17 protein-coding genes are annotated in these 24395 nt (G+C 72.2%); 7 read left to right on the top strand and 10 right to left on the bottom strand.

The features are described from left to right. Positions 1–19: 19 nt before the first annotated feature. The 4 genes from NRK68_RS30185 to NRK68_RS30200 all read right to left on the bottom strand — a co-directional run bounded on the left by NRK68_RS30185 (position 20) and on the right by NRK68_RS30200 (position 4270). A complete protein-coding gene (locus tag NRK68_RS30185; RefSeq protein ID WP_183064310.1) occupies positions 20–1474 on the bottom strand; it encodes an amino acid permease in 1455 nt (484 codons plus the stop codon). Between the two features lie 100 nt (positions 1475–1574). Continuing rightward, on the bottom strand, positions 1575–2846 hold the full coding sequence (locus NRK68_RS30190; protein WP_257857322.1) for a multidrug effflux MFS transporter: 1272 nt from the start codon (positions 2844–2846) through the stop codon (positions 1575–1577). 3 nt (positions 2847–2849) lie between these two features. Continuing rightward, positions 2850–3494: an NAD(P)-dependent oxidoreductase gene (locus NRK68_RS30195; protein ID WP_257857323.1), complete on the bottom strand. Its 645-nt coding sequence runs from the start codon at positions 3492–3494 to the stop codon at positions 2850–2852. A 23-nt stretch (positions 3495–3517) separates the two neighbouring features. Then, on the bottom strand, positions 3518–4270 hold the full coding sequence (locus NRK68_RS30200; protein WP_183064315.1) for an MBL fold metallo-hydrolase: 753 nt from the start codon (positions 4268–4270) through the stop codon (positions 3518–3520). A gap of 81 nt (positions 4271–4351) precedes the next feature. Between NRK68_RS30200 and NRK68_RS30205 the strand changes: the two genes are divergently transcribed. Both NRK68_RS30205 and NRK68_RS30210 read left to right on the top strand, forming a co-directional pair. Beyond that, positions 4352–4981 (top strand): winged helix-turn-helix transcriptional regulator, encoded by a 630-nt coding sequence (locus NRK68_RS30205; protein ID WP_257857324.1) that lies wholly within the window; start codon positions 4352–4354, stop codon positions 4979–4981. Between the two features lie 436 nt (positions 4982–5417). After that, positions 5418–5894, top strand: coding sequence for a cupin domain-containing protein (locus NRK68_RS30210; protein ID WP_257857325.1), 477 nt, complete (start codon positions 5418–5420; stop codon positions 5892–5894). Between the two features lie 133 nt (positions 5895–6027). Here the strand turns inward: NRK68_RS30210 and aspA are convergent, their stop codons facing one another. From aspA to NRK68_RS30235, 5 genes are all read right to left on the bottom strand, one after another. Then, positions 6028–7437, bottom strand: a complete 1410-nt coding sequence (gene aspA / locus NRK68_RS30215) for an aspartate ammonia-lyase (RefSeq protein WP_257857958.1) — start codon at positions 7435–7437, stop codon at positions 6028–6030. A gap of 82 nt (positions 7438–7519) precedes the next feature. Further along, positions 7520–8542, bottom strand: coding sequence for an asparaginase (locus NRK68_RS30220; RefSeq protein WP_257857326.1), 1023 nt, complete (start codon positions 8540–8542; stop codon positions 7520–7522). 91 nt (positions 8543–8633) lie between these two features. Beyond that, positions 8634–10073 (bottom strand): amino acid permease, encoded by a 1440-nt coding sequence (locus tag NRK68_RS30225; RefSeq protein WP_183064322.1) that lies wholly within the window; start codon positions 10071–10073, stop codon positions 8634–8636. Continuing rightward, positions 10070–10801, bottom strand: coding sequence for a FadR/GntR family transcriptional regulator (locus NRK68_RS30230; protein WP_183064324.1), 732 nt, complete (start codon positions 10799–10801; stop codon positions 10070–10072). Before NRK68_RS30230 ends, NRK68_RS30225 begins: the two co-directional genes overlap by 4 nt. A gap of 31 nt (positions 10802–10832) precedes the next feature. Then, positions 10833–11624: a gamma-glutamyl-gamma-aminobutyrate hydrolase family protein gene (locus NRK68_RS30235; protein WP_257857327.1), complete on the bottom strand. Its 792-nt coding sequence runs from the start codon at positions 11622–11624 to the stop codon at positions 10833–10835. A 266-nt stretch (positions 11625–11890) separates the two neighbouring features. On the opposite strand from NRK68_RS30235, the gene NRK68_RS30240 reads away from it, so the two are divergent. The 3 genes from NRK68_RS30240 (at position 11891) to NRK68_RS30255 (ending at position 15101) form a co-directional block, all read left to right on the top strand. Further along, positions 11891–12799, top strand: coding sequence for a LysR family transcriptional regulator (locus tag NRK68_RS30240; protein ID WP_183064327.1), 909 nt, complete (start codon positions 11891–11893; stop codon positions 12797–12799). 214 nt (positions 12800–13013) lie between these two features. Beyond that, positions 13014–14279: a hypothetical protein gene (locus tag NRK68_RS30245; protein ID WP_183064329.1), complete on the top strand. Its 1266-nt coding sequence runs from the start codon at positions 13014–13016 to the stop codon at positions 14277–14279. 384 nt (positions 14280–14663) lie between these two features. Further along, entirely contained in the window at positions 14664–15101 is a 438-nt protein-coding gene (locus tag NRK68_RS30255) for an NUDIX hydrolase (RefSeq protein WP_183064331.1), read from the top strand. Positions 15102–15289: 188 nt separating this feature from the next. Here NRK68_RS30255 and NRK68_RS30260 read toward each other — a convergent pair whose 3' ends face one another. Further along, on the bottom strand, positions 15290–19123 hold the full coding sequence (locus tag NRK68_RS30260) for a DEAD/DEAH box helicase (RefSeq protein WP_257857328.1): 3834 nt from the start codon (positions 19121–19123) through the stop codon (positions 15290–15292). 334 nt (positions 19124–19457) lie between these two features. Between NRK68_RS30260 and NRK68_RS30265 the strand changes: the two genes are divergently transcribed. Beyond that, the gene (locus NRK68_RS30265; protein WP_183064335.1) at positions 19458–22859 is read left to right on the top strand and encodes an ATP-binding protein; all 3402 of its coding nucleotides are present in this window, start codon (positions 19458–19460) and stop codon (positions 22857–22859) included. Positions 22860–23074: 215 nt separating this feature from the next. Next, a complete protein-coding gene (locus tag NRK68_RS30270; RefSeq protein ID WP_257857329.1) occupies positions 23075–24361 on the top strand; it encodes a hypothetical protein in 1287 nt (428 codons plus the stop codon). The last annotated feature ends 34 nt before the right edge of the window (positions 24362–24395 follow it).

Below are 24395 nucleotides of genomic sequence, written 5' to 3' on the forward strand. Positions count from 1 at the left end.
CCGCAGACCTGCCGGCCCGTCAGTTACCGTTCGCAGCCCGGTTCGCCGGCTCGTCGCCCGGGGTTGCCCCGGCCAGCTTGGAGTGGCGGTAGGAGTAGGCGAAGTAGATGACCAGTCCGATGAGGAACCACACCGCGAAGCGGATCCACGTCTCCGCCCGCAGATAGGTGATGAGCCAGATGGAGGCCACCACCCCGAGGGCCGGGGTGAACGGCATGAGCGGGGTGCGGAAGGTGCGCGGCAGGTCGGGACGCCGGTAGCGCAGCACGATCACTGCCGTGCACACGACGGCGAAGGCGAGGAGGATGCCGATGTTGGTCAGCTCCGCAGCCTCCCCGATCGGCACGAGCCCGGCGATCGCCGCGGACGCCACACCGGCGATCCACGTGACACGGGTCGGCACGTGCCGGGTCGGGTGCGTCTTGGCGAACCAGCGGGGCAGCAGCCCGTCGCGGCTCATGGAGAACCACACGCGCGTCACGCCCAGCATGAACGTGAACATCACGGTGAGGATGCCGATGATCGCCCCGACCGCGATGATGTCCGCGACCGCGTCCAGCCCGACGGCCTTGAACGCGCTGGAGAAACCACTCTCCGGGTCGATTTCCGTGTACTTCTGCATACCCGTCAGGACCAGGCAGGCGAGCACGTACAGGACCATGGCGATGGCCAGGGAGTACATGATCGCCCGCGGCATGTGACGCTGGGCGTCCTTGGACTCCTCGGCCGCCGTGCTCATGGCGTCGTAGCCGAAGACCGCGAAGAAGACCGTTGCCGCGCCCGTGAAGGCACCCCCCACGCCATAGGGGAAGAAGGGAACGTAGTTGGAGGTGTCGATGTGGAAGAAGCCGACGACGATGACCAGGAGCACGACCAGCACCTTCAAGACGACGACAACCGTCTCGAACCGTGCGGCGCTCTTGATGCCCAGGTTCAGCAGGTAGGCGGTGAACAGGCACAGCACGGCGGCGATCAGGTCGAAACGATGGCCGTCACCAGTACCCGGCGCCCCGAGCATCCAGGTGGGCAGTGCCGCGCCCGTCTCGACCAGGAGGAAGTTGAAGTAGCCCGAGATGCCGATGCCGACGACCGCCACGATGGCCGTGTATTCCAGCAGCAGGTCCCACCCGATGAACCAGCCCACCAGTTCGCCCAGGACGGCGTAGCCGTAGGTGTAGGCGGAACCCGCCTTCGGGATGAGCCCGGCGAACTCCGCGTAGGAGAACGCGGCCGCGGCGCTGGCCACACCGGCGATGAGGAAGGAAACCAGCACGGCGGGTCCGGCGACGCCGTTGGCGACCGTCCCGGCCAGGGTGAAGATCCCGGCGCCGATGATGCCGCCGACCCCGATCGCGGTGAGCTGCCACAGGCCGAGGGAACGCGTGAGCTGCTCGCTGAGGGCCCCTTCCGGTTCCTCGATCTGTTCGATCGGTTTGCGGCGCATTACTCCTCGACCCGTGCCCAAGCTGGCCATGTGCGTCCTTTCCGCGAAGGTGGTGACGGCACGTCATCATTACGGTGTGAACAGGCCTACGGAACGAGGCGCCCCGGCGGGCGGAGCCGCTGCGCGCCGGTTACGCCGGAGGGACGGTTCCACGCCCCGCCGGCCGGGGTCGGCGCGGTCGCCGGTGCCCGGCAGGTCCTTGGCGAGCCGGCCTGCGAGTGCGCTCTCCGCGCATCGACCGGGTGAGGACGCCGAGTGTGAGCAGAGCGAGCGCCGGCAGCACGGCGACGATGATTCCCATCGGCAAGGCGTCGGTGGCGCCACCCGCGCCGGCCAGCGGAGCAAGTGCCCCGCCGAACACGAACTGGCTGAAGCCGAGCAGAGCGGCTGCCGACCCGGCGTGTCCGCCGTGGTCGGCCATGGCCTGGGCCGCGGCGTTCGGCATGACCAGGCCCACGCTGGAGACCAGGACGAACAGGCCGATCAGGAGCACGGGCAGGGGTGCCCGTGTCAGCACCGCGGCCAGGACCGTGGTGCCACCGGCCGTCGCGCCCAGCAGACCGGCGAGCAGCAGCACGCGGGCGCCGACCCGGGCCACCAGCCGGCCGTTGATCTGGGCGGCCGCAACGAGTCCGGCGGCGTTGACGGCGAACACGGCGCTGTACTGCTGCGGTGACAGGCCGTGGATGTCCTGCAGGACGAACGGCGAGCCGGAGATGTAGGCGAACATCGCCGCGAAGACCAGGCCGTTGGCCAGGACGTACCCGGTGAAGACCCGGTCGCCGAGCAGCTGCCCGACGACGGCCAGCAGCGGCTGGCGTGACGCGGAGGACCGGGTCTCCGGCAGTCCTGCGGCGGAGGCCGCCAGCATCACGGCGCCGAGTACGGCCAGGCCGACGAAGATCCCCGGCCAGGCCGTGACGCGCAGTAGCTGGCCGCCGAGGACCGGCGCGAACACCGGCGCCAGGCCGGTGACCAAGGTCAGTGCGGAGAAGAGACGTGCGGTGCGGGTTCCGGAGGTGCGGTCGCGGACCATGGCGTTGGCGATGACGATGCCGAACGCCCCGCCGATGCCCTGGACCAGGCGTAGGCCGATGAGCGTCCGGGCGTCGGGTGCCACCGCGCAGAGCGCGCTGGCGATCGTGTAGAGGGCGAGGCCCGCCAGCAACGGACGCCGCCGGCCGTAGGTGTCGCTCAGCGGCCCGGCGATCAGCTGCCCGATGGCCAGCCCGGCCAGGCAGGCGGTGATGGTGAGCTGGGTGGCCGCTGCGCTGGCGCGCAGGTCGTCGGCGAGGTCCGGCAGTCCGGGCAGGTAGCCGTCGATGGACAGTGGTCCCAGGGCCACGAGCGCTGCGAGCAGGACGATGAATCGGGTTTGCCGGCCGGCGGCGTCCTTGCTCATGGCTCAGTACGCCACGGTGATGCGGCGGCGGATCGCGGTGCCGCCCTCGATCGTGTCGGCCAGGGCGATCGCGTAGTCGGCGTACGAGATGCGGCTGTTGCCGTCGTCGTCGGTGAGCAGGGTGTCCCCGGCGCTGCGGTAGGCCCCGGTCCGCTCGCCCGCTGCGATGACCGCGGCGGGTGACACGTACGTCCAGTCGAGGTCGTGCACGCCCCGGTAGAGGTCGAGCGCCTCGGCCTGCGCCTCGGCGTTGGCCTTCCACAGCGGGGGGAAGTCCGGGTCGTCCATGACGCGGGCGCCGGTCGGCGTGCGCAGGCTACCGGCGCCGCCGATGGTGACCAGGCGGGTGACGCCGGCTCGGCGGAGTCCGTCGATCAGCGCACGGGCGGCACCGACGATCGTGGCGCGGTCGTCCTCCTGGCCTATCCGGGGGCCGACGGCCGACAGTACGGCGTCGTGGGAGGCGGCGAGGCCGGCGACCGCGGCGGCGTCGGTGACGTCACCGGTGGTCACGGTCAGGGCCTTGTGCCCCAGTCCGTCGACGTGCCCGGCTCGGGTGACCGCGGTGACGGTGTGGCCGCGACGCAGTAGTTCCTCGGTGGTGGGCCGGCCGATGTTTCCGCTGGCACCGAACAGGACGATCTTCATGTGGTGCTCCTTGTTTCTGATGGTCAGAGGACGGGCTGGCCGTCGGCGACGATGGCCGCGGTGATGCCGCGCTCGTCGGCGGCGTGCTGGAAGCGCTGCTCGATGTCGGGTTGTTCGGTGTAGAACGGCGGGTTGTGGAACAGGCCGTAGTGCATGGCGCAGACGGTGCCGGCGCCGAGTGCGACGGCGGCCTCGACGCCCTGCTCGGGGGTCATGGTCGCCGGGACGTTGGCCGCGTAGCCCTCGAAGTGGGCGATGACGCCGTTGACCGGGACGAACGCGACGTCGAACGGGCCGTGGTCGCGGGCGATCTGCCACCAGCTGCCGTGCCACTGGGTGTCGCCGCAGTGGATGACCCGCCGGCCGGCGCCTTCGACGACCCAGGCGACCTGGTCACAGTCGTTGCCGCGCCAGTCCAGCGAGGTCACCGGGGTGACGGTCAGCTTTCCGATGCGGCGTGACCGGCCCAGGTCCTGGGCGACGGGGGTGATGCCCACCTCGTGCAGCGCCGCCGCGCTCGGGGTGTGGCAGCCGATCGTGCCGATGGCCGCGATCCGGGCGATCAGGTCGTGGTCGTAGTGGTCGGGGTGCAAGTGGGTGATGAGGGCGTGGGTGCCGGGTGGGGTCTCGACCGGGTCGACCGGCCGGTGCGGCGGCCCCATCACCGGCGCCAGCGGAGCGACGTTCTCGAGCGGGTCGATCAACAGGCGGGTGTCGCCGAGACGAATCTCGACGCCGGCCCAGGCCAGCCGACGCACGGAAAGGGTGGGGGTCATGGGCAGCGACGCTAGACCGACCTTGTTGAGAAAGTCAACAAGACAGTTTTGAATCTCAACGCCGCGATGTAGGGTGGTGGCATGCGCACCTACGGGCAGTACTGCGGTATCGCGAAAGCACTGGACACCATCGGCGACCGATGGACCCTGCTGATCGTCCGGGAACTGTTCGCCCTGGGCCCGTGCCGGCACACCGACCTGCGCAACGGACTGCCCGGGATCGCCAGCAACCTGCTGGTCGACCGGCTCCGCGAACTCGAGGAAGCCGGCCTGGTCCTCCGCGAGGCCGCCCCACCGCCGGTGGCCACCACCCTGTTCTCCCTCACCGAGCGTGGCCGCGAGCTGGAGCCGGTGCTGCGGGAGCTGAGCCGGTGGGGCGTGCCGCTGTTGCGTGGGCAGGGCGGCAGCGACACCTTCCGCACCCACTGGCTGGACATGCCCGCCCGTGCGCTGACCGACCACCGCCCCGACCAGCCGGCAATCGCCCTGCAACTGCGCGCCGACGGCAATGAGGACCTGGTCATCGAGGTCAAGGACGGCTCGGTGCACACACACGTCGGCCGGGTCGACCACCCCACCGCGTCACTGACCGGACCGTCGCACCTGCTCGCCGCGACCCTGCTCGGCGACCTCGATCTGAGCGCCGCGGTACAGCAAGGCCTGCGGCTCAGCGGCGAACGCGAGGCAGTACTGCGCATCCTGCCCCGCTGATCCGGGTGCGAGTGGTTGCCGTACAGAAAGTGCCGCCCGGCGGCAGCATCTGCCGGTAGTACGAGGCGGCGCCCACCGCCGGGTCCGAGGCTGCCACGGCCGCGGCCGATTCCGCGCCGGCCTCGTGCCGACGCTGACGACAGGTGGCCAGCAGGCGGTCGAAGCCCTACAGCGCCACGCCCTGCTGAGCGAACTGCGCGCGGATGACCTCCATCGTTTCCACCACGTCCGCGACGGACTCATCCACGTACGCGGTGGCGGCCCCGGCTCTCCCGCTCCACTTCGGCGCCGAGCTGCCGCGCGTGCCCGGCACCCGTGACAGCCCGGCTCGGGTGGCGCTGGCGTCGGGCCCGAACACCCCGGTCGGTCTGGAAGGGTTGACCCGGCGCAAAACTGTGCCAGAACGCGTACCACCTCCGTCGACCAGGAGAGAAGCATGACCATCAAGGACATCGGGCCCGAACCTCAGAGTTTCGACCTCGAGCAGGCGACGCTGGAGAACACCGACTACCGCTCGGTCGCCTGGTCCGGGAAGTACCTCCAGCTGACCCTCATGTCGATCCCGGTGGGCGAGGACATCGGCTTGGAGGCGCACCCGGAGACCGACCAGTTCCTCCGGCTCGACGCGGGCCGCGGCCGCGTTCAGATGGGCAGCGCGAAGGACCGCCTCGACTTCGATCAGGAGGTCGAGGACGGCTGGGCGGTCTTCGTACCCGCCGGCACGTGGCACAACGTCACCAACACCGGGGACGAGCCCATGCAGCTCTACGCCGTCTACGCCCCGGTCCACCACGCCCCGGGCAAGATCCACGCAACCTTCGCCGACGCGGAAAGCGACGAAGAGTCGGGCAACGACGAACCCCCGACCTGGTCGGTCCAGCCCCCTCGCCACCCCGCGGACAAGCACGCCTGACCACCAGCGGGAGCCTGGAGAACAGCCGAGCACCAGGTCGCTGACCTGGGGCTCGGCTGTGGGGCGGGTGCCGGACCCGGATCGGCTTCGGCACACGATCCGCTGACCCGGTCCGGTCTCGGTCCGGTCCCGGTCAGGGACGGGCCGGGCCGGTTCCCGCGAGCACCTCGGGGCGCAGCAGGGAGGTGAGCCGCTCGGCCGGCAGCAGCCCCCGTTCCAGGACCAGCTCGGCCACACCCCGGCCGGTGGCGAGGGCCTCCTTGGCGATGTCGGTGGCGGCGGTGTATCCGATGTGCGGGTTCAGGGCGGTCACCAGGCCGATGGAGTTCTCGACGGTGGCGCGCAGCATCTCGGTGTTGGCGGTGATGCCGCTCACGCAGCGTTCCGCGAGGGTGAGGCAGGCCGCGCGCAGGTGGGTGACGGACTTGGACAGCGAGTGCAGGATGACCGGCTCGAAGGCGTTGAGCTGGAGCTGTCCGGCTTCGGCGGCCATGGTGATGGTGATGTCGTTGCCGATGACCTCGAAGGCGACCTGGTTGACGACCTCGGGGATCACCGGGTTGACCTTTCCCGGCATGATGCTGGAACCGGCCTGGACCGGGGGCAGGTTGATCTCGCCGAGTCCGGCGCGGGGCCCGGAGGACAGCAGGCGCAGGTCGTTGCAGGTCTTCGACAGCTTGACGGCGATGCGCTTGAGGACGCCGGACATCTGGACGAAGGCGCCGCAGTCCTGAGTGGCTTCCACCAGGTCGGGAGCGGTGACCAGGGGCAGGCCCGTGATGCCGGCGAGGTGGCGGCGGGCGGCCTCGGCATACCCGGCCGGGGCGTTGAGACCGGTGCCGATGGCGGTGGCGCCGAGGTTGATCTCGTGGATGAGTCCGAGGGCTTCCGCGAGCCGGCTGCGGTCCTCGTCCAGCATGACGGCGAAGGCGGAGAACTCCTGTCCGAGCGTCATCGGCACGGCGTCCTGGAGCTGGGTGCGGCCCATCTTCAGGACATCGTGGAACTCGGCGGCCTTGCGGGCGAAGGCGTTCTGCAGGACGGCCATGGCGTCGAGGAGACCGCGCACGGCGAAGACGGTCGCGATCCGCACGGCGGTCGGGTAGACGTCGTTGGTGGACTGGCCGAGGTTGACGTCCTCGTTGGGGTGCAGGTGTCCGTACTCGCCCCTGGAGTGGCCCAGCAACTCCAGCGCCCGGTTGGCGATGACCTCGTTGGCGTTCATGTTGGTCGAGGTGCCGGCGCCGCCCTGGATGACGTCGACGACGAACTGGTCGTGGAGCTCGCCGCCGCGGATCTCCTGGCAGGCCGCGACGATGACGGCGGCCTTCGCGGGCTCCAGCAGGCCGAGTTCCCCGTTGGCGAGGGCCGCGGCCTCTTTGACGGCGGCGAGGGCATCGATCAGGTGCGGGTAGGTGGAGATCGGCGTGCCGGTGATGGGGAAGTTCTCGGTGGCGCGCAGGGTGTGGACGCCCCAGTAGGCGTCGGCGGGGACGTCGCGGTCTCCGAGCAGGTCGTGTTCAGTGCGGCTGGAGGCGGTCAAGGCGGTCAAGGCGGTCACGGGTGTGCGGATCCTCTTCCTGAGGTGGGCGGATCAAAGGTGGTGAAGGGGAGGCAGGCGGGTGTCAGGCGGTTGCGGTGACGGGGACGCCGGGCGGGTCCAGGGCCGCTACCGGCCGGATGCCGCCGACGGTCCGGCCGCCACCGGTCACCGGCTCGCCCGTGAACCCGGCGAGCAGCCGGGGCTCGACTCCCGCACGTGCGAGAGCGGCGGCCGTCACGGCCGTACGCGCGCGATCGGCCCCGTCGGCGATCTTCACGGCGACGGCCCGGCCGTCGGGCAGCGCGGCGACCTGGACGCCCTCGAAGCCGTCCTTGGCCAGCAGCCCGGGCACCGCGCGCATCAGCGCGGCGGTGTCCCGCCCGGTACCGGAGGCCATCTCCGGGTGGCGGCGCAGTGCGTGCGCCACGCGGTGCTCGGCGGTGTCCGGGGCGGCCGTGGCGATGCGGGCGGCGGCGCGGGCCAGGCCGTGCAGGGACACCGCGAACAGCGGGGATCCGCAGCCGTCGACGGTGACGTTCGCGATGCGCCGGCCGGTGAGCTCCTCGACGACCTCGGCGATCGCCCGCTGGAGCGGGTGGTCCGCGTCGAGGTAGCTTTCCAGGGGCCACCCGGACAGCTTGCACAGGTACAGCATCGCCGCGTGCTTGCCGGAACAGTTCTGGGCGAGCCGGGACGGCCCACGGCCCTCGCGCAGCCAGGCGTCCCGGACGGCCGGGCCGTAGGGCAGGTCGGGGACGTTGCGCAGGTCGGCCTCGGTGAGACCGGCCCGCTCCAGGACCAGCCGGACAGCCGCCAGGTGGTGTTCCTCGCCGGAGTGACTGCCCATCGCGAGGGCGAGCAGAGCTCCGTCGAGCGGCAGGCCGGCCCGCACCATGGCGACGGCCTGGACCGGCTTGAGCGCCGAGCGCGGATAGCAGGCGGCCTCGATGTCCCCGATGCTCGTCCGGACCTCGCCCTCGCCGTCGAGGACGGCGACGGAACCGTAGTGGACCCCCTCGATCATCCCGCCCCGCATGACGTGGGCGACGGGTGCGTGCCGGGGCTCGCGGATCGCGGGCGCGTCCGCGGGGAAACTGCTGCGCATCACTGCCTCGTTCTGTGGTGGGTCGCTGCTGACCGGGGGTGGCGACCGCCACCCCCGGGCGCAGGCGCGGGCGGACGGGCGGGTGTCCGGCTCAGCCGTCGCTCCGGGCGGCGGCGCGCGCCACGCGGCCGCGGACCGCGTACCAGCCGGCGACCAGTGCCGCGGCGATCAGCGGTACGCACAGCACGGTGGTGCGCCCCGCGCCTCCGTCGGCGTACATGAGGACCAGGACGGAGGCGAGGAAGGCCAGCGTCACGAGTTCGGTCCAGGGGGAGCCGGGCAGGCGGTAGGAGGGGCGGGTGAGTTCGCCGTTGCGGGTCTTCCGCCAGAAGAGGAGGTGGCAGACCATGATCATGCCCCAGGTGGCGAGGATGCCGATCGCGGCGAGGTTGAGAACGATCTCGAACGCGTCCGCAGGCACCACGAAGTTGAGCCCGACGCCCAGGACGCACATGCCGCTGGTGAGGAGGATGCCGCCGTAGGGGACCTGGGTGCGGCTGAGCCGTGCGGTGAACTGGGGGGCGGAGCCGTTGACGGCCATCGAGCGCAGGATGCGGCCGGTGGAGTAGAGGCCGGAGTTGAGCGAGGACATGGCCGCGGTGAGGACGACCAGGTTCATCACGTCGGCTGCCGCCGGGACGCCGATGTGGGAGAGCACGGTCACGAACGGGCTCTGGCCCGCGCTGTAGCTGCTCCAGGGCATCAGCATCGACAGCAGGACGACCGAGCCGACGTAGAAGAGGCCCACGCGCCACATGATCGAGTTGATCGCCTTCGGCATGATCTCCTCGGGCTTCTCGGTCTCGCCGGCCGTGACGCCGACCAGTTCGACGGAGGCGTAGGCGAAGACGACGCCCTGGATGATCAGCAGCATGGGGAGCAGACCGTTGGGGAAGATCCCGCCGTTGTCGGTGATCAGGGCAGGACCGGGGACGGCGCCGTCGACGGGGTGCCGGGTCGCCAGGAGGAAGATCGCGATCCCCATGAAGACGACCAGGGCGCCGACCTTGACGATGGCGAACCAGAACTCCAGTTCGCCGAAGATTCGCACCGAGATGAGGTTCACGGTGAGGACCACGGCCAGGGCTATGAGGGCGATCACCCACTGGGGGACATCGGAGAACAGGTGCCAGTAGTGGGTGTACGTGGCGACGGCGGTGATGTCGGCTATGCCGGTGGTCGCCCAGTTGAGGAAGTACATCCAGCCCGCGGTGTACGCGCCCTTCTCCCCCATGAACTCACGGGCGTAGGAGACGAAGGCGCCGGATGACGGCCGGTACAGGACCAGCTCGCCGAGCGCGCGCACCACGAGGAACGCGAAGATCCCGCAGACGGCGTAGGCGATGAACAGGGAGGGCCCGGCGTTGGCGAGGCGTCCGCCCGCGCCAAGGAAGAGCCCGGTACCGATCGCGCCGCCGATGGCGATCATGTTGACGTGGCGGGGTTTCAAGGACTTGCTGTAGCCGGTGTCACCGGCGTCGACGTGACGGGTCGTGGGGCGCTTCTCGTCTTTGAGGAACTGCTCGCTCACGCCTCGGGTCTGCCTTCTGTAGGGGCGGTCGTGCGCGGGGAACGCACGATGTCGGTAAGGGTCGTCTCGACCCGGAGCAGGTGGTGGGACATGGCCTCCACCGCGTCGTGCTCGCTGCCGTCGACCAGCGCCTCCAGGATGGCCCGGTGCTCGCAGTTGGACTGCTCGCGCCGGCCGCCCAGTTCGTTGAGGAAGGTCGACTGACGCGCCAGTGCGTCGCGGATCTCCTCGATGACGCGTCGGAAGACGGGGTTGCGGGAGGCCTCGGCCACGGCCAGGTGGAACACGGTGTCCATCGCCACCCACGCGGTGGTGTCGGTCTCCTGCTCCATCCTGTCCAGCAGATGGCGCAGGTGGTCCAGGTCCTCGGGGGTGCGGCGCAGGGCGGCGTACCCGGCGACCGGGATCTCGACGTGGCGGCGCACTTCCAGCAGGTCGCTGGCGGCGTAGTCGCCGAAGGTGGGCTCCTCGACCGTGTTCGCCAGGACGAACGTGCCCTTGCCGCTCTTGGACACGGTCAACCCCATGGCCTGCAGGGCCCGGAGTGCCTCCCGCAGTACGGGCCGGCTGACCTCCAGGGTGCGGCACAACTCGGCTTCGGAGGGGAGCTTGTCGCCCACGGCGTACTCACCGCGCTCGATGGCGCTGCGCAGGTGGCCGAAGACCGCTTCCATGGCACTGACGCGCCGGGGAAGGGGGCCACCTGTCTGGCTGTCTGACAGGTTCACGCTGTGATCCTGGGGGGTTCGCCCCGGGGTGTCAAGGCACCTGTGCCGGGAAAGTCCGGCCCGGCACGCTTCGCACCGTACGCGCGTTCCGTGCGGTCGTCCGCGCCGGAGCGGTACCTCCTGCGGAGCCCGCGGCAGCCACCAGGGCCCGCACGACCGGCGCGTCGGCGCCCATCTCCGGGTGCCACTGGACACCCACGGCGAAGCGGTGCCGGGCGCTCTCGACGGCCTCGACGGTGCCGTCCGCCGCACGGGCGGCGACGACCAGTCCCGCGCCGAGGCGGTCCACCGCCTGATGATGGTGCGTGGCGACGTGGTGCGTCCCCGGCAGCAGGGCGCCGATCCGGGTCCCGGGCGCGGTGGTCACGGAGTGGGAGCAGAAGTGACCCCGGTAGGGGTTGTGGCCGTCGTGACCCACCCGGTCGGGCAGGTGCTGGATCAGGGTGCCGCCCTCGTGTACGTTCATCAGCTGCATCCCCCGGCACACCCCGAGCACGGGTATGTCGCGGGCGAGGCCGGCGGCCAGTACGGCCCGCTCCCATGCGTCGCGTTCGCGCACCGGCGGCCCGGTACGCGGATGGCGCACGGCCCCGTACAGGGCGGGATCCAGATCCTCGCCTCCCGCCAGGAGGATCGCGTCCAGACGCTCGACCACGTCGGCCGCGGCCCCCGGCGTGTCCGGCGGCAGCAGCACGGCGCGGCCGCCGGCCGCCCGGACGCAGTCCGCGTAGGCCGCAGGCAGCACTGCGGCGGGCAGGCCCCACTCACCCCACTGCGCGTGGGCGAGGTAGGTGGTGATTCCGATGAGCGGTGGCTGGGGCATACCACTTCCTTTCGGGGCATGAGGGGTGACCGTCGAGAGCCGCAGCCGCAGCCGCAGCCGCAGCCGAACCGGCCGCCACCGCCACGACAGGCGGCGGCGGGTGGCGAGGTGGTACGGGCGGAGGCCACCGTGACGGCGGGGGAGGGGTGTTCGCGGTTGCGGAGCGCAGGCTTGCGTTTTTCTTGCCGCGAGCAAGAATCCTGCTGGCGTTCATCTCCAATCACAAGAAAACACATCTTCGCGACAGATAAGTGAGCCTTAACTCCGTGCACGGACTCGACCCCCGCCTGCTCGCCACCCTCGAAGCCGTCGTGCGGCACGGCTCCTTCAGCGCCGCCGCACGCGAACTCGGCTACAGCGCGCCCGCCGTCTCCCAGCAGATCGCCGAACTCGAACGCCGCGCCGGCCTCAGGGTGCTGGAGCGGCGACCCGTTCGCGTCACACCGGCCGGCGAAGTCCTCCTCGGCGCGGAGCAGGGCGTCCGCAGCGCGCTGGCGGCGGCGTCGGTCGAACTCGGCGCCATGCGCGCCGGTACGGCCGGACGGATCCGGCTCGGCGCCTTCGCCTCGGCCGCCACCGGCATCGTTCCGCAGGCGCTGGCCCGGCTCCACGCGGCCTACCCCCACGTGCAGGTCAGCCTCAGCCAGCTGGAGCCCGAGGCCGGCTACAACCGGCTCAAGCGGGGGGACATGGACCTCGCGCTCAGCTACGACTACGACTTCATCCCCGTCCCGCCGCCGCGGATGCTGCGCCGGACGCTGGTCGCACGGGATCCGGTGGTGGCCGTCGTCCCGGCGCGCCACCGCCTGGCCGACCGGGAGGTCATCGACCTGGCCAGCCTCGCCTCCGAGACGTGGATCGCCGCTCCGGAGGCCGCGCTGCGCCTGGAACTGCTCTCGCAGATGGCCAACACCCCCGGCTTCCAGGCCCGTCTGCAATACGAGGGAGACGACTTCAACACGGTGCTCGGGTTCGTGGCCGCGGGCCTGTGCGTGGCCGTCATGCCGCGACTCGCCCTGCCCCGCACACACACCCAGGTGGTGGCCCGCCCCCTGGCCGAGCCGCAGTTGACGCGCTTCATCTACGCCGTCCGCATCGACACCCGGCACGCCCCGCGCGCCGTCCTGGACCTGGAAGAGATGCTCGCCGCCCAGGCGCTGGCCGCGCTCGCGTAAGGCGCACGGCGTCCCAGGGCCGCGCGGGTGAACGGATCGTCGGGGAACGTGAAAAGCGGCCAACTTGACGGCCGTCGCACGCGCGTAGACCTCACCGGCACGCCGGACTTCCCGCCGTGTCCGACTACCGGACACTGTGGCTGAAAGTTAAACTATTGTGTGACGGGCACACTACGTTTGCCGCGGTTGACGTTCCACCGAGAGGAAACCCCTCATGACCGCAGCCGACAACGCGCCGGGAACGGCGCGCGTCCTCACCGGTTACCGCCCCGAGGACGGCTTCATGGCCGCAGAGCTGGACCCGCCCCCGGCCGAGTACGTATGGCACGACGAGAACGCCGAGCAGCAGGACCAGCGTTACGGCCCGGGAGTCGGCTACCAGCAGTGGCTGGCGGTGGACGCCCGCGACGGCGCCGTGTGGTTCGGCGACACCGACTGGCGGGCCCCGCAGGAGTCCCACGGCAGCCGGCTCCCCGGCATCCCCCGCAGGGCACTCGGCGACGGGAACGTCCCCGACCCCGGCATCATGGTGCAGTTGCTCGGCCACCTGAGCCACGACGAACAGCGCGGCTGCACCTGGCGCTTCTTCGACGCCGAGGAACTGCACGCGCTCGCGGTGCGCGTCCTGCCCGCCGTGCAGCGGCTCGTGGACTCGATCCACCGGATCGGGCCCGAAGGCGAGCTCGAGTGGTCGGCCGAGGCAGCCACCGCATGGGACGACATCGAACGGGCTGCGACCCCCGCCTTCGATCCCTCCGGGGAACTCCTCTGGCCCAGACCGCGCACCACACCGGTCCCGGCCTGGCGCATCGAGGTCGGCGCCTTCCTGGCCGCCAACCCGGAGCTGTGCGACCCCTCCTGGGACCTGGCCACGGACGCGGAACTCGACAACTACGCCGACTACAGCCCGCCGAACGGCTATGGCGGCGTACCGGGCCGGATCTGCCGCGACGCCGACCGGCAGATAGCGGACGGCTTCACCTTCTACGGCCACCGCGCCGCCCTGTACGCCCACCGGGCACGGGCCTGCGGCGACCGTACTCCGACAGACGCCCGCGTCTGGCTGGAGACGACGGAGGCCGGGCGGGACACCTGGGAGGCGGCCAAGCCCCTCGGAGCCACCCTCGCCGACGTCTCCGACTGCGTGCTGGTGTCCCTGGCCGAAACGTTTCAGAACGCCGCGCACGAACACGGGCTGGCCCTGACGGGCCTGACCGCCCATCTCCGGCGGCTGCGCGGCGCGGAACGCACCGCCGTCGACCGGCAACTCGTCCACGAGGGCGAGGAGGTCGAACGCCTCGAAAACATGCTCAAGGACTTCCGCGCCGCACGTAACCGCACCGTGACGCGGATCCTGGCCTGGTCCGACGGACGCGGGGACGCGGAGATCGCCCGCCTGGCCTCCATGCCCGACGCATACGTCAGTGACTGGAGGGCCCGCCTCACCGACGAACAGACCACCACGACCCCCGGACCGTGAGGCACCCGCGGCCACTGCCAGAGCGTCAGGTTCCGGCCTTGCGTCAACGCTGACCTGGTAAAACGGCCCTGCGCAAGGCTCTTGGGTGTGGGCTGGTCCGGATATGGTCCGGATGATGGCGCCCTCGGCGCCGGGGGGCAGGCCGGCCAGGGCGGCGATCTGCCCGGCGAGCCGGCGCAGGTCGGCGGCGTTGTCGCGGGCCCAGGCGTCCACGCTGCGGTCGGCGGCCCGGCAATCGCGGGTGGCTTGGACGCGTTCTCGGGCGGGCCCATGGGCCGGCGTCGCCGTCCCGGCGTTGCTCCTGTCATCACCGGCTGACCCGTCCACGTGGACGGTGGCAGGCTGCTGCACTGAGACCGTCAACAAGCAAGGAGACAGACCGAAATGATCGAACGAGTCCGCGCCGTCCTCGTCACCGCTGACGACACGATGCTGGTCATCCGTCGCACCAGGCCCGGCATCCCGGTGTACTGGGTCCTGCCCGGCGGTGGTGTCGAACCCGGCGACGAGTCCCGGGAGGCCGCCCTTCACCGGGAGATCCACGAGGAGATCGCGGGGAAGGCCGACATCGTCCAGCTTCTCCACACGATGGAGTCCGACGAGGAGCGTCAGCTCTTCTACCTCGCCCGCATCGCCACCTGGTCCTTCGACGACCGCACCGGTCCCGAGTTCAGCACCGAGGGCCGCGGCGAGTACGCGCTGGAGGAGATCCCGCTGACCGTGGAGGGGCTCGACGGCATCGACCTCAAGCCCGAGGAGATCGCCCACCTCCTCCGGGGCGCCATCGGCGCCGGCGCCCTTCGGGCAGAGGCTGCGAAGTAGCCGTCCGTCTTTGTGGATGTGCGGTCGGGACCAACGCCGAGGTGTCGGGGGCGACGATCCACGGCACCGGCGGTGACGACACGATCCGCGACGGGGAAGGCGTCGTGCGCGGTACGTCCGTCGAAGCCGGGGCCTGCGGCGTCGTATCGTGCGCCCGTGCAGCCTCTGCTCTGCCGTTTCGTCGGCGGTTACTCGCCGTCCGGCGGCCAGGTGGCGTGGTCGCGGAGGTGGTGGAACTCCGTCAGCTCGCGGGCGAGGACGTCGAAGTGCGGGAGCGGGGCCCACAGGCTGCGCTCGCCGATGACGTAGAGGCGGCGTTTGGCGCGGCTCGCGGCGACGTTGAGCAGGTGCGGGGTGCCGGCCGCCCACTCGCGGGCGCCGGGCCGGCCGCCGCCGAGCACGAGGACGACGACGTCGGCTTCCTTGCCCTGGGCCCGGTGGACGGTGGCGCAGCGCTCCTCGATCAGTTCGGACGTCCAGCCGTCACGACCGCGGCAGATCTTCTGGCATTCGGCGACGAGGGCCCGGAAGGGGGCGATGACGCGCACGCGCTCGACGGTGACGCCGTGCCGGTGCAAGTGGTCGAGGACGAACTCAAAGGCCCGGCGGTCGCGTTCGCCCCACGGGGCCTCGGACGGGCGGTTCGGGTCGTCGGTGTTGAGCCAGCGGCTGGGCAGCAGGCCGTACCGTTCCGTATCGGGGAACGCCTTGGGTTCGGTGCCGTAGACCATGAGGCCGCCGTAGGCGACCTCGTTGCTGACCGTGAACATCGGCTCTTCGCAGCGGCGGTGCACGCGCAGCGGAGAGCCCACCCAGACGAGCTCGTCGTCGGTGTCCGGGGCCGGCAGGTAGGTGCCGTAGCGGTTGGTCCGGTCGGCGACGGCCTGGGCCGAGGTGGCCGAGGGCAGCCAGTGCTCGTCGACTCCGTAGGCGTTCATCAGCCGGCGCTGCAGGGCCGTGGGCATGGTGACGACGGGTTCGAGCTGGAGCGGATCGCCGACCAGAACGGCGCGGCGGGCGCGCCACAGCGCACCGGCGGCGGCCTGCGGGGTGGCCTGCCCGGCCTCGTCGACGAGGACCCAGCCGATCGACTCCCGGCCGAGGCGGGCGAACATGCTGCCGATGGAGGAGAAGGTGGTCGAGACGACGGGCACCAGGAGGAAGAGTGTCCGCCACGCGTGCTCGACCTCCTCGTCGGGGACGGGCCCGTTGGTGCCGGCCATCAGCTCCATGAGGACCTGGAGGTTGCCGCGGACCTGCTTCGCCGCCCCGGCGGCGAAGGCGCGGTGCAGGTCGAGGGCGCGCAGGAACAGGTCGCTGCGCGCGGTGGACCACACGTCGTCGGACCAGGGGGAGCCGAGTTCCTGGTCGGCTTCGGCGAGGTGCGACCAGCCGAGCGGCAGGGACGGCAGCGTCCGGGCCGCCTCCCGCAGTTCGCGGTGGCAGCCGTCGAGTTCGGCCACGGCGGCCCGCAGGTCGCGGCGGGCCGCGTCTGCGATGTGCCGGGCGTGTCGGAGGGCGGCGGCTGCCACGGCTTCCCGCGCGCTCGCGGCCCGTTCGTGGTCGAGGGCCGCGGCGAGGCCGACGGCGGCCTCGTCGACGACGGTGCCGGACCGGGTGTGCCGGTCGGCGGCCAGGGACTCGGCGCGCACGGCCGCGGCGACCTGCTCCAGGGAGTCCTCGAGCGCGGTGCGCTGCTGGACGAGCAGGTACGCGATCTCGGCCCGGGTGTGCTCCTGCTGCCGTTCGGCGGCCTGCCGGTCGGCCGCGCTCCGCAGCAGGCGGCGCAGCCCGCCGCGCAGGCCCCGCTCGACGGCCGGGGGCGCGTCGTGACGGTCGGACAGCGCGGCCACGTACTCGCGGTGGTGCGCGGCCAGTTCACGGGCAGCCGACAGGTCCGCGCGGGCGGTGGCCAGCTCCTGGCGGGCCCGCGGTACATGCTCGGAGGCCGTGTCGTATCCGGCCTGGGCCACCGCCGTGGCCGTCCGGGCGGTGGCCGAGGCGGCGGCGGCCCGGTCCAGTACCGCCGTGGCGGCGGTGACCTGCTGGTCGGCCCGGGAGACGGCGGCTTCCAGGTCCGCGATCCGCTGCCCGGCCGACGGGGACTCGACGGCCGCCAGGGCCCCGGCCAGCCGGGCGCGTCCGGCGCGCAGCCGCTCCACCTCGGCCTGGGCGGTACGGAACGCAGCGACGGCGGCGGTCCACGACGGCGCGGGCTGGGCGGGCCCCGCCGCCGCGGCGGCAGCCGGGTCCGCCGGGGTGACGGGACCCCGGCCGCCGGGCGGGGGCTTCGGCGGAAGCCAGTCGCGCAGGATCTCCTGCATGCCGCGCAGCGGCGGCAGTCCCGCAGCGGTGCGAGCCCGGGTCTCCTTCTCGGGCAGCCGGCCCCACCAGAACCGGTTTCCGAACTCCTTGCGGTTGGTTTTGTTGCCGAGCACCGCCGCGACCAGACCCCAGGCCGGCCCGCCGAGGAGCGCGGAGGCGAGGTCGGAGAAGTGGTCGGGGCCGCCGTGCCAGTGCTCGCCGAGCGCGCCGATGCCGGGCAGTTCGGCGGTGATGTTCTCCACGGCGCCGTTGTTGGAGGAGGTGACCACGATCTCGAACCCGGTCAGCCGCGGGTCGAGCCGTGACACGGTGCGGGGGTAGGTGCCCTGGCGGTCCCTGCCCTGCCAGGCCGGACCGGTGAACGCCTTCTCGGGCCGGTCGAACGTGGCCAGCACCGCGGCTCGCTCGACGACCAGGGCGGCGACCAGGTCGCGCAGCATCGTGGTCTTGCCCGTGCCCGGCGGGCCGTTCACCGAGAACATCCCGCCCTCGGTTCCCGCACGGTCGGCGAGCATGCGGTCGACCGCGAACTGCTGGCTCAGGGCGAGCGGGAACCGTGCCGGTGCCGGCCAGCGCCCGGCCGGAACAAGGTCCGGAGCCACCCCTTCCAGGACGATCCCGCGCTCCCGGCGCACATCCGTCCGCGCCCCCACGGCGACGTCGTCGAGCTCGGTCAGGTAGGCCTCCAGCGCCGGGCCGAACCCCTTCTCGATGGCCGCGGACACCCGGGCCAGATCAGGGGGAAGCAGACTGTTCAAGAACGGCGCGACGGCGGCGACCTTCGCCTGCGGGTCCCGCGGCCGGTGCACCAGCCTGCTGCGCACCCGGATCACCTGCGGTCGCAGGTGGTCCCGTACCCCGCACAGGTCGGCGATCTGCGCGGTCAGGGCGACCAGATCGGCGAACCCGAGTGCACGGGCACCGGCGCCGGCCCCGCAGTCCGCCTCGGTCGACATGTCAGGACCGTCGGCCGACGACCCCTCGGGGATGCCCCGGGTGCCGTCCGGCCGCCCGGACTGCACCTGCTCCTCGGCGGGGCGGCGGGCGGCGACCCAGTCCGCGGTGCGGCGCACCAGGGGTTCCGCCGCACCCTGCAGGGCGGCGCCGGCGACCTCGCCGAACAGGGCCCCGACCGCGCCGACGGCAGCGCCGCCCAGGATCTCGGCGAGCAGCCGCTGCCAGCCGCCGGCCGTGCCCGGCGCTCCCGCCGTACCCTCGGAGCCGGGCCACCGCGCGTACGCTGCTTCGGCGGCCGGTGCGGTGGGACCGTAAGGGATCGTGGTGGCCGTGAGTGCGTCGATCGCCCCGCCGAATGCTTCGTCGAGTTCCTCGAACCCGTCCAGCCACCCCGGTGCGGACGGCCCGGGATCGAACAGGCGGCCGGTCGCCCAGGCGCACGCAGAGATCACGGACGTGTCTTCGAGCGGTCGGCCCTCGTCGTCCAGGACCAGCGCGAACATCGCGCTCTGGCCCGACAGCACCAGCTCGGTCTGCGGCACGCCGGGGTCGGGATCGGTCCCCGCGGGCAGTACGGAGATCATCGCCTGGCGGAGCAGTTCCAGGTCGAAGACCCCGCAGTAGACCTCGTGCCGCCACATGCGGCCGTTCGGTGCCCGCCGCGCCCCCGTCTCCGGATGGTCCGCAGCCCACGGCAGGAGCGGTGGTACCCGGCCCGGCTCCGGAGTCAGGTCGACCACGTACTCGTCCCCAGCCCCCGAGCGCGCGGCGGGGCGCCGGCGAGGCAGTGCCGGGATGGTTGGCGGACTGAACAGTTCGATCGCGCGCCAGCACTCCAGCAGGGCCTTCCGTCGACGGTCCTGCGCGTGTCCGCTCCGCACCCACTGCCCCCGTGTCGAACACGCGGCATGTTGCCGCTCCCTTGAAGATCAGCCGTATCGCTGAATCTACCGGACCGTCAGCGGCCGAGTCCCGGCCGGCCTTGGACCGCTTTCGTCCGTGCCAGGGCCTCCCGTGCCTCGCGGTGACGCCGGGCGGGCCGGCCGCGTCCGCCGTTGGTACATTTGGCCGATCATGATGCAGGTGGGAGTTCTCGGGCCGCTCGATGTCCGGGTCGGCGGGCGGCCGGTGACGGTCGGGCGCCGGCATGCGCGGACCGTCCTGGGAGTCCTCCTTGCGGCGCGGGGGCGAAACGTCCCCGTCGACCGGCTCGTCGACGTGCTCTGGACGCAGCGGACGCCTGCCAAACCCACCACTTCTCTGCACTCCTATGTCTCCAACCTTCGCGGCATCCTGGAGCCGGACCGGCCCGCCCGTACCCCGTCCCGGATCCTCGTCAGCAGTCCGGAGGGGTACGCGCTGCGGCTTGACGACGACGCCGTGGACGCACGGCGCTTCGAATCGGCGGTGCGCCACGCCAGGGCGGTGTCCTGCGCCGAGGCCGGTCCGCTGCTGGACGAGGCGCTCGGCCTGTGGCGCGGAGAGGCCTACGGAGAGTGGGGGCCCGGCTCATGGGCGGGGGCGGAGATCGCGCGGCTCGACGAACTGCGGCTCATGGCGCATGAGCTGGCGATGGCGAGCAGCCTCGGGGCGGGGCGGCCGCACGAGGTGGTGCCGGCCGCGGAGGCGCACGTACGCCGCCATCCGCTGCGCGAAGAGGGATGGCGGCTGCTGGCCCTGAGTCTGTGGGCGACCGGGCGTCAGGGCGACGCGCTCGCGGCGCTGCGGCGCGCGGCCGCCGTGTGCGCCGAGGAACTCGGGCTGGACCTGGGGGCCCGGCTGGTCGACCTGGAGGCGGCGATCCTCCGCGGCGACCTGGATGTCCTGTCGGCCGCGGTACCGCCCCGGGTCACCCCGCGCGCGTCCGTCGCGCTGGTCGAACCGTCATCCTCGAGAACCGTGCCCGTATCCGGCGTGGCCGGTGAGTCAGGCGTACCCGCGGCTGTCGGCAGCGGAGCGGCGCCCGCTTCCCCGGCGCCCTTCGTCGGGCGGCGGCGCGAACTGGAGGTGCTGGAACGGGCGGCAGGGGCGGGCCTCGGGGGCGGAGCGGTCGCGCTGGTCGCGGGTGAAGGCGGTGCGGGGAAGACCGCACTCCTGGCCCGTTTCGCCGATTCGCTGCGGGCGCGGGGCTGGACGGTGGTGGCGGGCCGGTGTCCGGACGACGCGGGCGTCCCGGCGGCATGGGCCTGGGCGGAGGCGCTGGGTGAACTGGCGCGCCTTCTGCCGCCGGAGCACGTGGGGCCGCTGTCCACGCTGATCGACCCGCTGGGCGCCACGGTTCCGCCGCACGGCGACGCCACGGCCGGCCGGTTCCGGCTGCACACCGCAGTCGCACGATGGCTGGCTTCGGCAGCGGCGCGCTGCCCGCTCGCCGTGATCATCGACGACGTCCACGAGGCCGACGAGGAGACGCTGGCCCTGCTGGGCCGGGCGGCCGGCGTCGAGGGTGTCCCGCTGCTGGTCGTGGCCGCCTACAGGCCGGGGCATGCCGACAGCCGTCTCGCACCGACGATGGCCGCACTCGCCCGGCGTGATCCCTTCCGCGTCGCACTGACCGGACTCGCCGTCACCGAAATCCGTACGCTCGTGCACTCGCTCTGCGGCCGGGAGGTGGACGCCGAGGTGGTAGCCGTCCTGGCGGAACGCACGGGCGGGAACCCCTTCTTCGTCGGTGAGAGCGCCCGGCTGCTGACCGTCGGCGACGCCGAGCAGGCAGTCGCCCGCGTGCCTGACGGTATCCGCGACGTCGTACGCCAGCGGCTCGCCCGACTGCCCCGGGAAGCCGCCGATGTCGTACGGCTGGCCGCCGTCGCAGGCAGCGAAACCCACGTCGCGGTGCTGCGCGAAGCCTCCGGCCTGTCACCGGCCGCGGTCGTGGGCGCACTGGAGCTCTGCATCGCGGACGGACTGCTGACCGAACGGACCCCCGGCCACGTCTCGTTCACCCATCCGCTGCTGCGCGACACCGTCTACGGCGACCTCACCGGACTGCGGCGCGGCCTGTTGCACGGACGACTGGCCGACACGCTCGCCCGTCTGAGACCGGACGACCTGCCCGCGCTCGCCGTGCACTTCACCCGGGCGGGCGACCCGGCGAAGGCCCGGCAGGCGGTGGGATTCGCGCTGCGGGCGGCCGAACTCGCCGAGCACCGCTACGCCCACGACGTGAGCGTCGACCTGCTTCACCAGGCCCTTGACGCCGCCGAGCTGATACCGGCCCGCGCCGACGAACGGGCCGAGCGCGCCGTCGGCCTGCTCGGCGCCCTGCTGCGTGCCCACGTCCGGGCCGGGTCCGGGGACGCGGCCATCACCACGCGTCACCGTGCCCTCGAGGTCGCCGAACGGGCCGGTCGTGAGGACCTCGCCGTCGCCGCGTTCACGGCGTGGACCGAACCCACCCCCTGGCTGACCCGGAGCCACCAGGGGATGGACCTGCACGTGGTCGACACCCTGGACAGGCTGATCGTCAGGCCGGGCCTGGCGCCCGCCGAGCTCGCCCGGCTGCTGCAGGCGCGGGTGGACGAACTGCCCGAGGACACCGGCGGAAGGGCTCGGGAAGCGGCCGAGCGGCAGCTCGGTCTCGCCCGCAGGGCAGGGGACCCGAACCTGCTCGCGGCCGCCCTCACCACGATGACGAAGCTCCTGCCCCACGAAACGCAGGCCGCCCGGTGCATCCCCGTGGTCGCCGAGTTGCGGGCACTGACCAAGAGGCACGACCTGCCCGCCTACCGATGGGTGTGCGAGCAGGTGGACGCGATGATCTCCGCCATCGGCAACGATGCGGAGGCCGTCGAGCGCCATGCCCGCCTGGGTCTGGCCGTCGCACGCCGGTACCGCATGCCGGAGGCCGAGGCGGCCAGCCTCTCCACGCTGGCCATGCTCGCCCACGCCCGGGGGCACTTCGCACAGGCGGAGGACCTGTACGGGCAGGTCCGGGAGCGGCTGGTCCGGCACAACGCCCCGCGCGCCGCCGACCTCCACGCCCGGGGCTTGATCACCATCCGGCTGAGCCAGGGCCGGGTCGCGGAGATCGAACCGCTGGCCCGTACGGTGGCCGCCGCCTGGGGCACGCGCGGCGGAGAGGCCCTGGCGCTGGTCTTCGCGCTCCAGGGCAGGTTCGAGGAGGCGCGCGCGGTCCGCTTCGTTCCGGATCCCGTGAAGGACCACTTCTACGGGGTACGCCTCGGAGCCCGCGCCCGACTGGCGTGTCTGCTCGGCGACACCGAGGCGGCGGCCGCGCTCGTCCCCCTGCTGCATGCCGTGCGGAACCAGCTCGGTTCGGCCGCCACCACCGCCTTCTGTACCCGCCCCCTGGCCCTCGCGCTGGGCGAGCTGCATGCTCTGCTCGGTGACGTGCCCGCCGCGCGCTCGGCCTTCCGGGAAGGCGGCGAAGTGGCCGCGATGTGGGGGTCGGAGCACTGCGGAGCGGCTGCCGCGGAAGGCATCAGGTCCCTGGCGCAGGCGCACGCGGTCTGACCGGACCAGGCGCTTGGCAATCCCCGGGCAGGGGCGGCCGGGGCTGGTGCCAAGCGGATGCCCAGCCGATGCCAATGCCCGAGCGCCAGCATGGTGACAACACGGATTCGGCTGTGCCGCACACCCCTTGTGGACCGTTCCCGGCGTCATCGCCGGAGCCGCAGGCCCGGCACTTCCGCGCCGCTCCGCATCCCCGTCTCAAGGAGAGTTCCACGATGGCCCTCATCTGCGGTCACGACGCGCCTGCCTACGGTCTGCCCCTGTGCGAGCACATCCGGACCGCCACCGCGGTCCCGCTCGACCACTACGTCCACTACACCGGTCGGGGCGTGGAGCGGCAGCGCATCTGTGGAATCTGCCGCCACGAGGCCGCTACGGCGGTATCCGCAGCGGTTTGCGAGGTGTGCTTCGACGCGACCGAGGGCAGTTCCCTCGGCGTCCTCGGCCGCCCGCAGGCCATCGACGCGTCCCGGCCGGTTCCCGGCATGGTGCAGACCACGCAGCTGCCCGCCGAGGCCGGCCCGGTGCTGGACATCGCGCCGACGGAGCACGGCTTCCTGCTCCTGTGCGACGACGGGCGGATCCTGCGCTGGGACACGGACGCGCAAACGTGCGCCGAGGCCGCCCGCAGCACTGTCACCGTGCCGGCCGACGCCAAGCCCTGGGGCGGTCATGAACAGGGCCTGCGGCTGCACGCCTCCCGCGACGGTGCCTTCGCCGCCGTCGTCGTCGACCACGGCCGCACGGGAGAGGTCATCGACCTGTCCACCGGAGCCGTCACCCTCTCCCTGGAGAACGACGGGTACTACAGCCACACTGTGCCGTTCTCCCTGGCGTTCGTCGAGCACGCCGGACGCACCGTGGTTCTGCACCGGAAGGTATGGAGTGTCATCGAGGCAGTGGACGCGGCGACGGGCGCCCAAGTGTCCCGGATACCGATGACCGAAGCCCACACGGCCTGGGCGGGCTACTTCCACGGGGCGCTGCACCTCAGCCCCGCAGGTACCAGGATCGCGTCGGACGCCTGGTGGTGGCAACCCGTCGGCCGACCCTTCGCGTGGAGCCTGGAGCGGTGGCTCACGCAAGGTGAAGACGCCTGGACCGAGGGCACCGACCGGTGGGAGCTGCCGGGCTGCGACGACCACTGGAACCGTCCGGTCGCCTGGCTGGACGAGGAGCACCTCGTCCTCGGTGGTCTGGGCGACGACGAGCAGGAACTGGTCCCGGGTGCCCGGGTCTTCCTCCTCGGCCGTGAGTCCGGCGAGAGCACACTCAGGGAGATCGCGACGTTCGGCGGACCGGACGGCCGCTTCTTCGCCTCGGACGGCCTGCTGTTCTCCTCCTCGCAGGCCGGCCTGGAGATCTGGGACCCGACCAGCGGCTCCCGCCTCGGCAGGCTCGCCGGTTTCCGGCCCACCCACCACGACCTGGCCCGCCGCGAACTCGTCGAACTCTCCGCCATCGGGCTGCGGCGCTGGAGCACGGCCCATGTCGAACGCTGACACCCGGTTTCGGACGCGTCGGTCGAGAGCGCCT

This window comes from Streptomyces yangpuensis, assembly GCF_024666385.1.
In the GTDB taxonomy this organism is placed as follows: Bacteria; Actinomycetota; Actinomycetes; order Streptomycetales; family Streptomycetaceae; genus Streptomyces; species Streptomyces yangpuensis.

Excerpts from the sequence above, each read along its gene's own strand:
- NRK68_RS30185 (WP_183064310.1), bottom strand. The coding sequence starts at position 1,474 with ATGGCCAGCTTGGGCACGGGTCGAGGAGTAATGCGCCGCAAACCGATC.
- NRK68_RS30190 (WP_257857322.1), bottom strand. The coding sequence starts at position 2,846 with ATGAGCAAGGACGCCGCCGGCCGGCAAACCCGATTCATCGTCCTGCTC.
- NRK68_RS30195 (WP_257857323.1), bottom strand. The coding sequence starts at position 3,494 with ATGAAGATCGTCCTGTTCGGTGCCAGCGGAAACATCGGCCGGCCCACC.
- NRK68_RS30200 (WP_183064315.1), bottom strand. The coding sequence starts at position 4,270 with ATGACCCCCACCCTTTCCGTGCGTCGGCTGGCCTGGGCCGGCGTCGAG.
- NRK68_RS30205 (WP_257857324.1), top strand. The coding sequence starts at position 4,352 with ATGCGCACCTACGGGCAGTACTGCGGTATCGCGAAAGCACTGGACACC.
- NRK68_RS30210 (WP_257857325.1), top strand. The coding sequence starts at position 5,418 with ATGACCATCAAGGACATCGGGCCCGAACCTCAGAGTTTCGACCTCGAG.
- NRK68_RS30220 (WP_257857326.1), bottom strand. The coding sequence starts at position 8,542 with ATGCGCAGCAGTTTCCCCGCGGACGCGCCCGCGATCCGCGAGCCCCGG.
- NRK68_RS30235 (WP_257857327.1), bottom strand. The coding sequence starts at position 11,624 with ATGCCCCAGCCACCGCTCATCGGAATCACCACCTACCTCGCCCACGCG.
- NRK68_RS30245 (WP_183064329.1), top strand. The coding sequence starts at position 13,014 with ATGACCGCAGCCGACAACGCGCCGGGAACGGCGCGCGTCCTCACCGGT.
- NRK68_RS30255 (WP_183064331.1), top strand. The coding sequence starts at position 14,664 with ATGATCGAACGAGTCCGCGCCGTCCTCGTCACCGCTGACGACACGATG.
- NRK68_RS30265 (WP_183064335.1), top strand. The coding sequence starts at position 19,458 with ATGATGCAGGTGGGAGTTCTCGGGCCGCTCGATGTCCGGGTCGGCGGG.
- NRK68_RS30270 (WP_257857329.1), top strand. The coding sequence starts at position 23,075 with ATGGCCCTCATCTGCGGTCACGACGCGCCTGCCTACGGTCTGCCCCTG.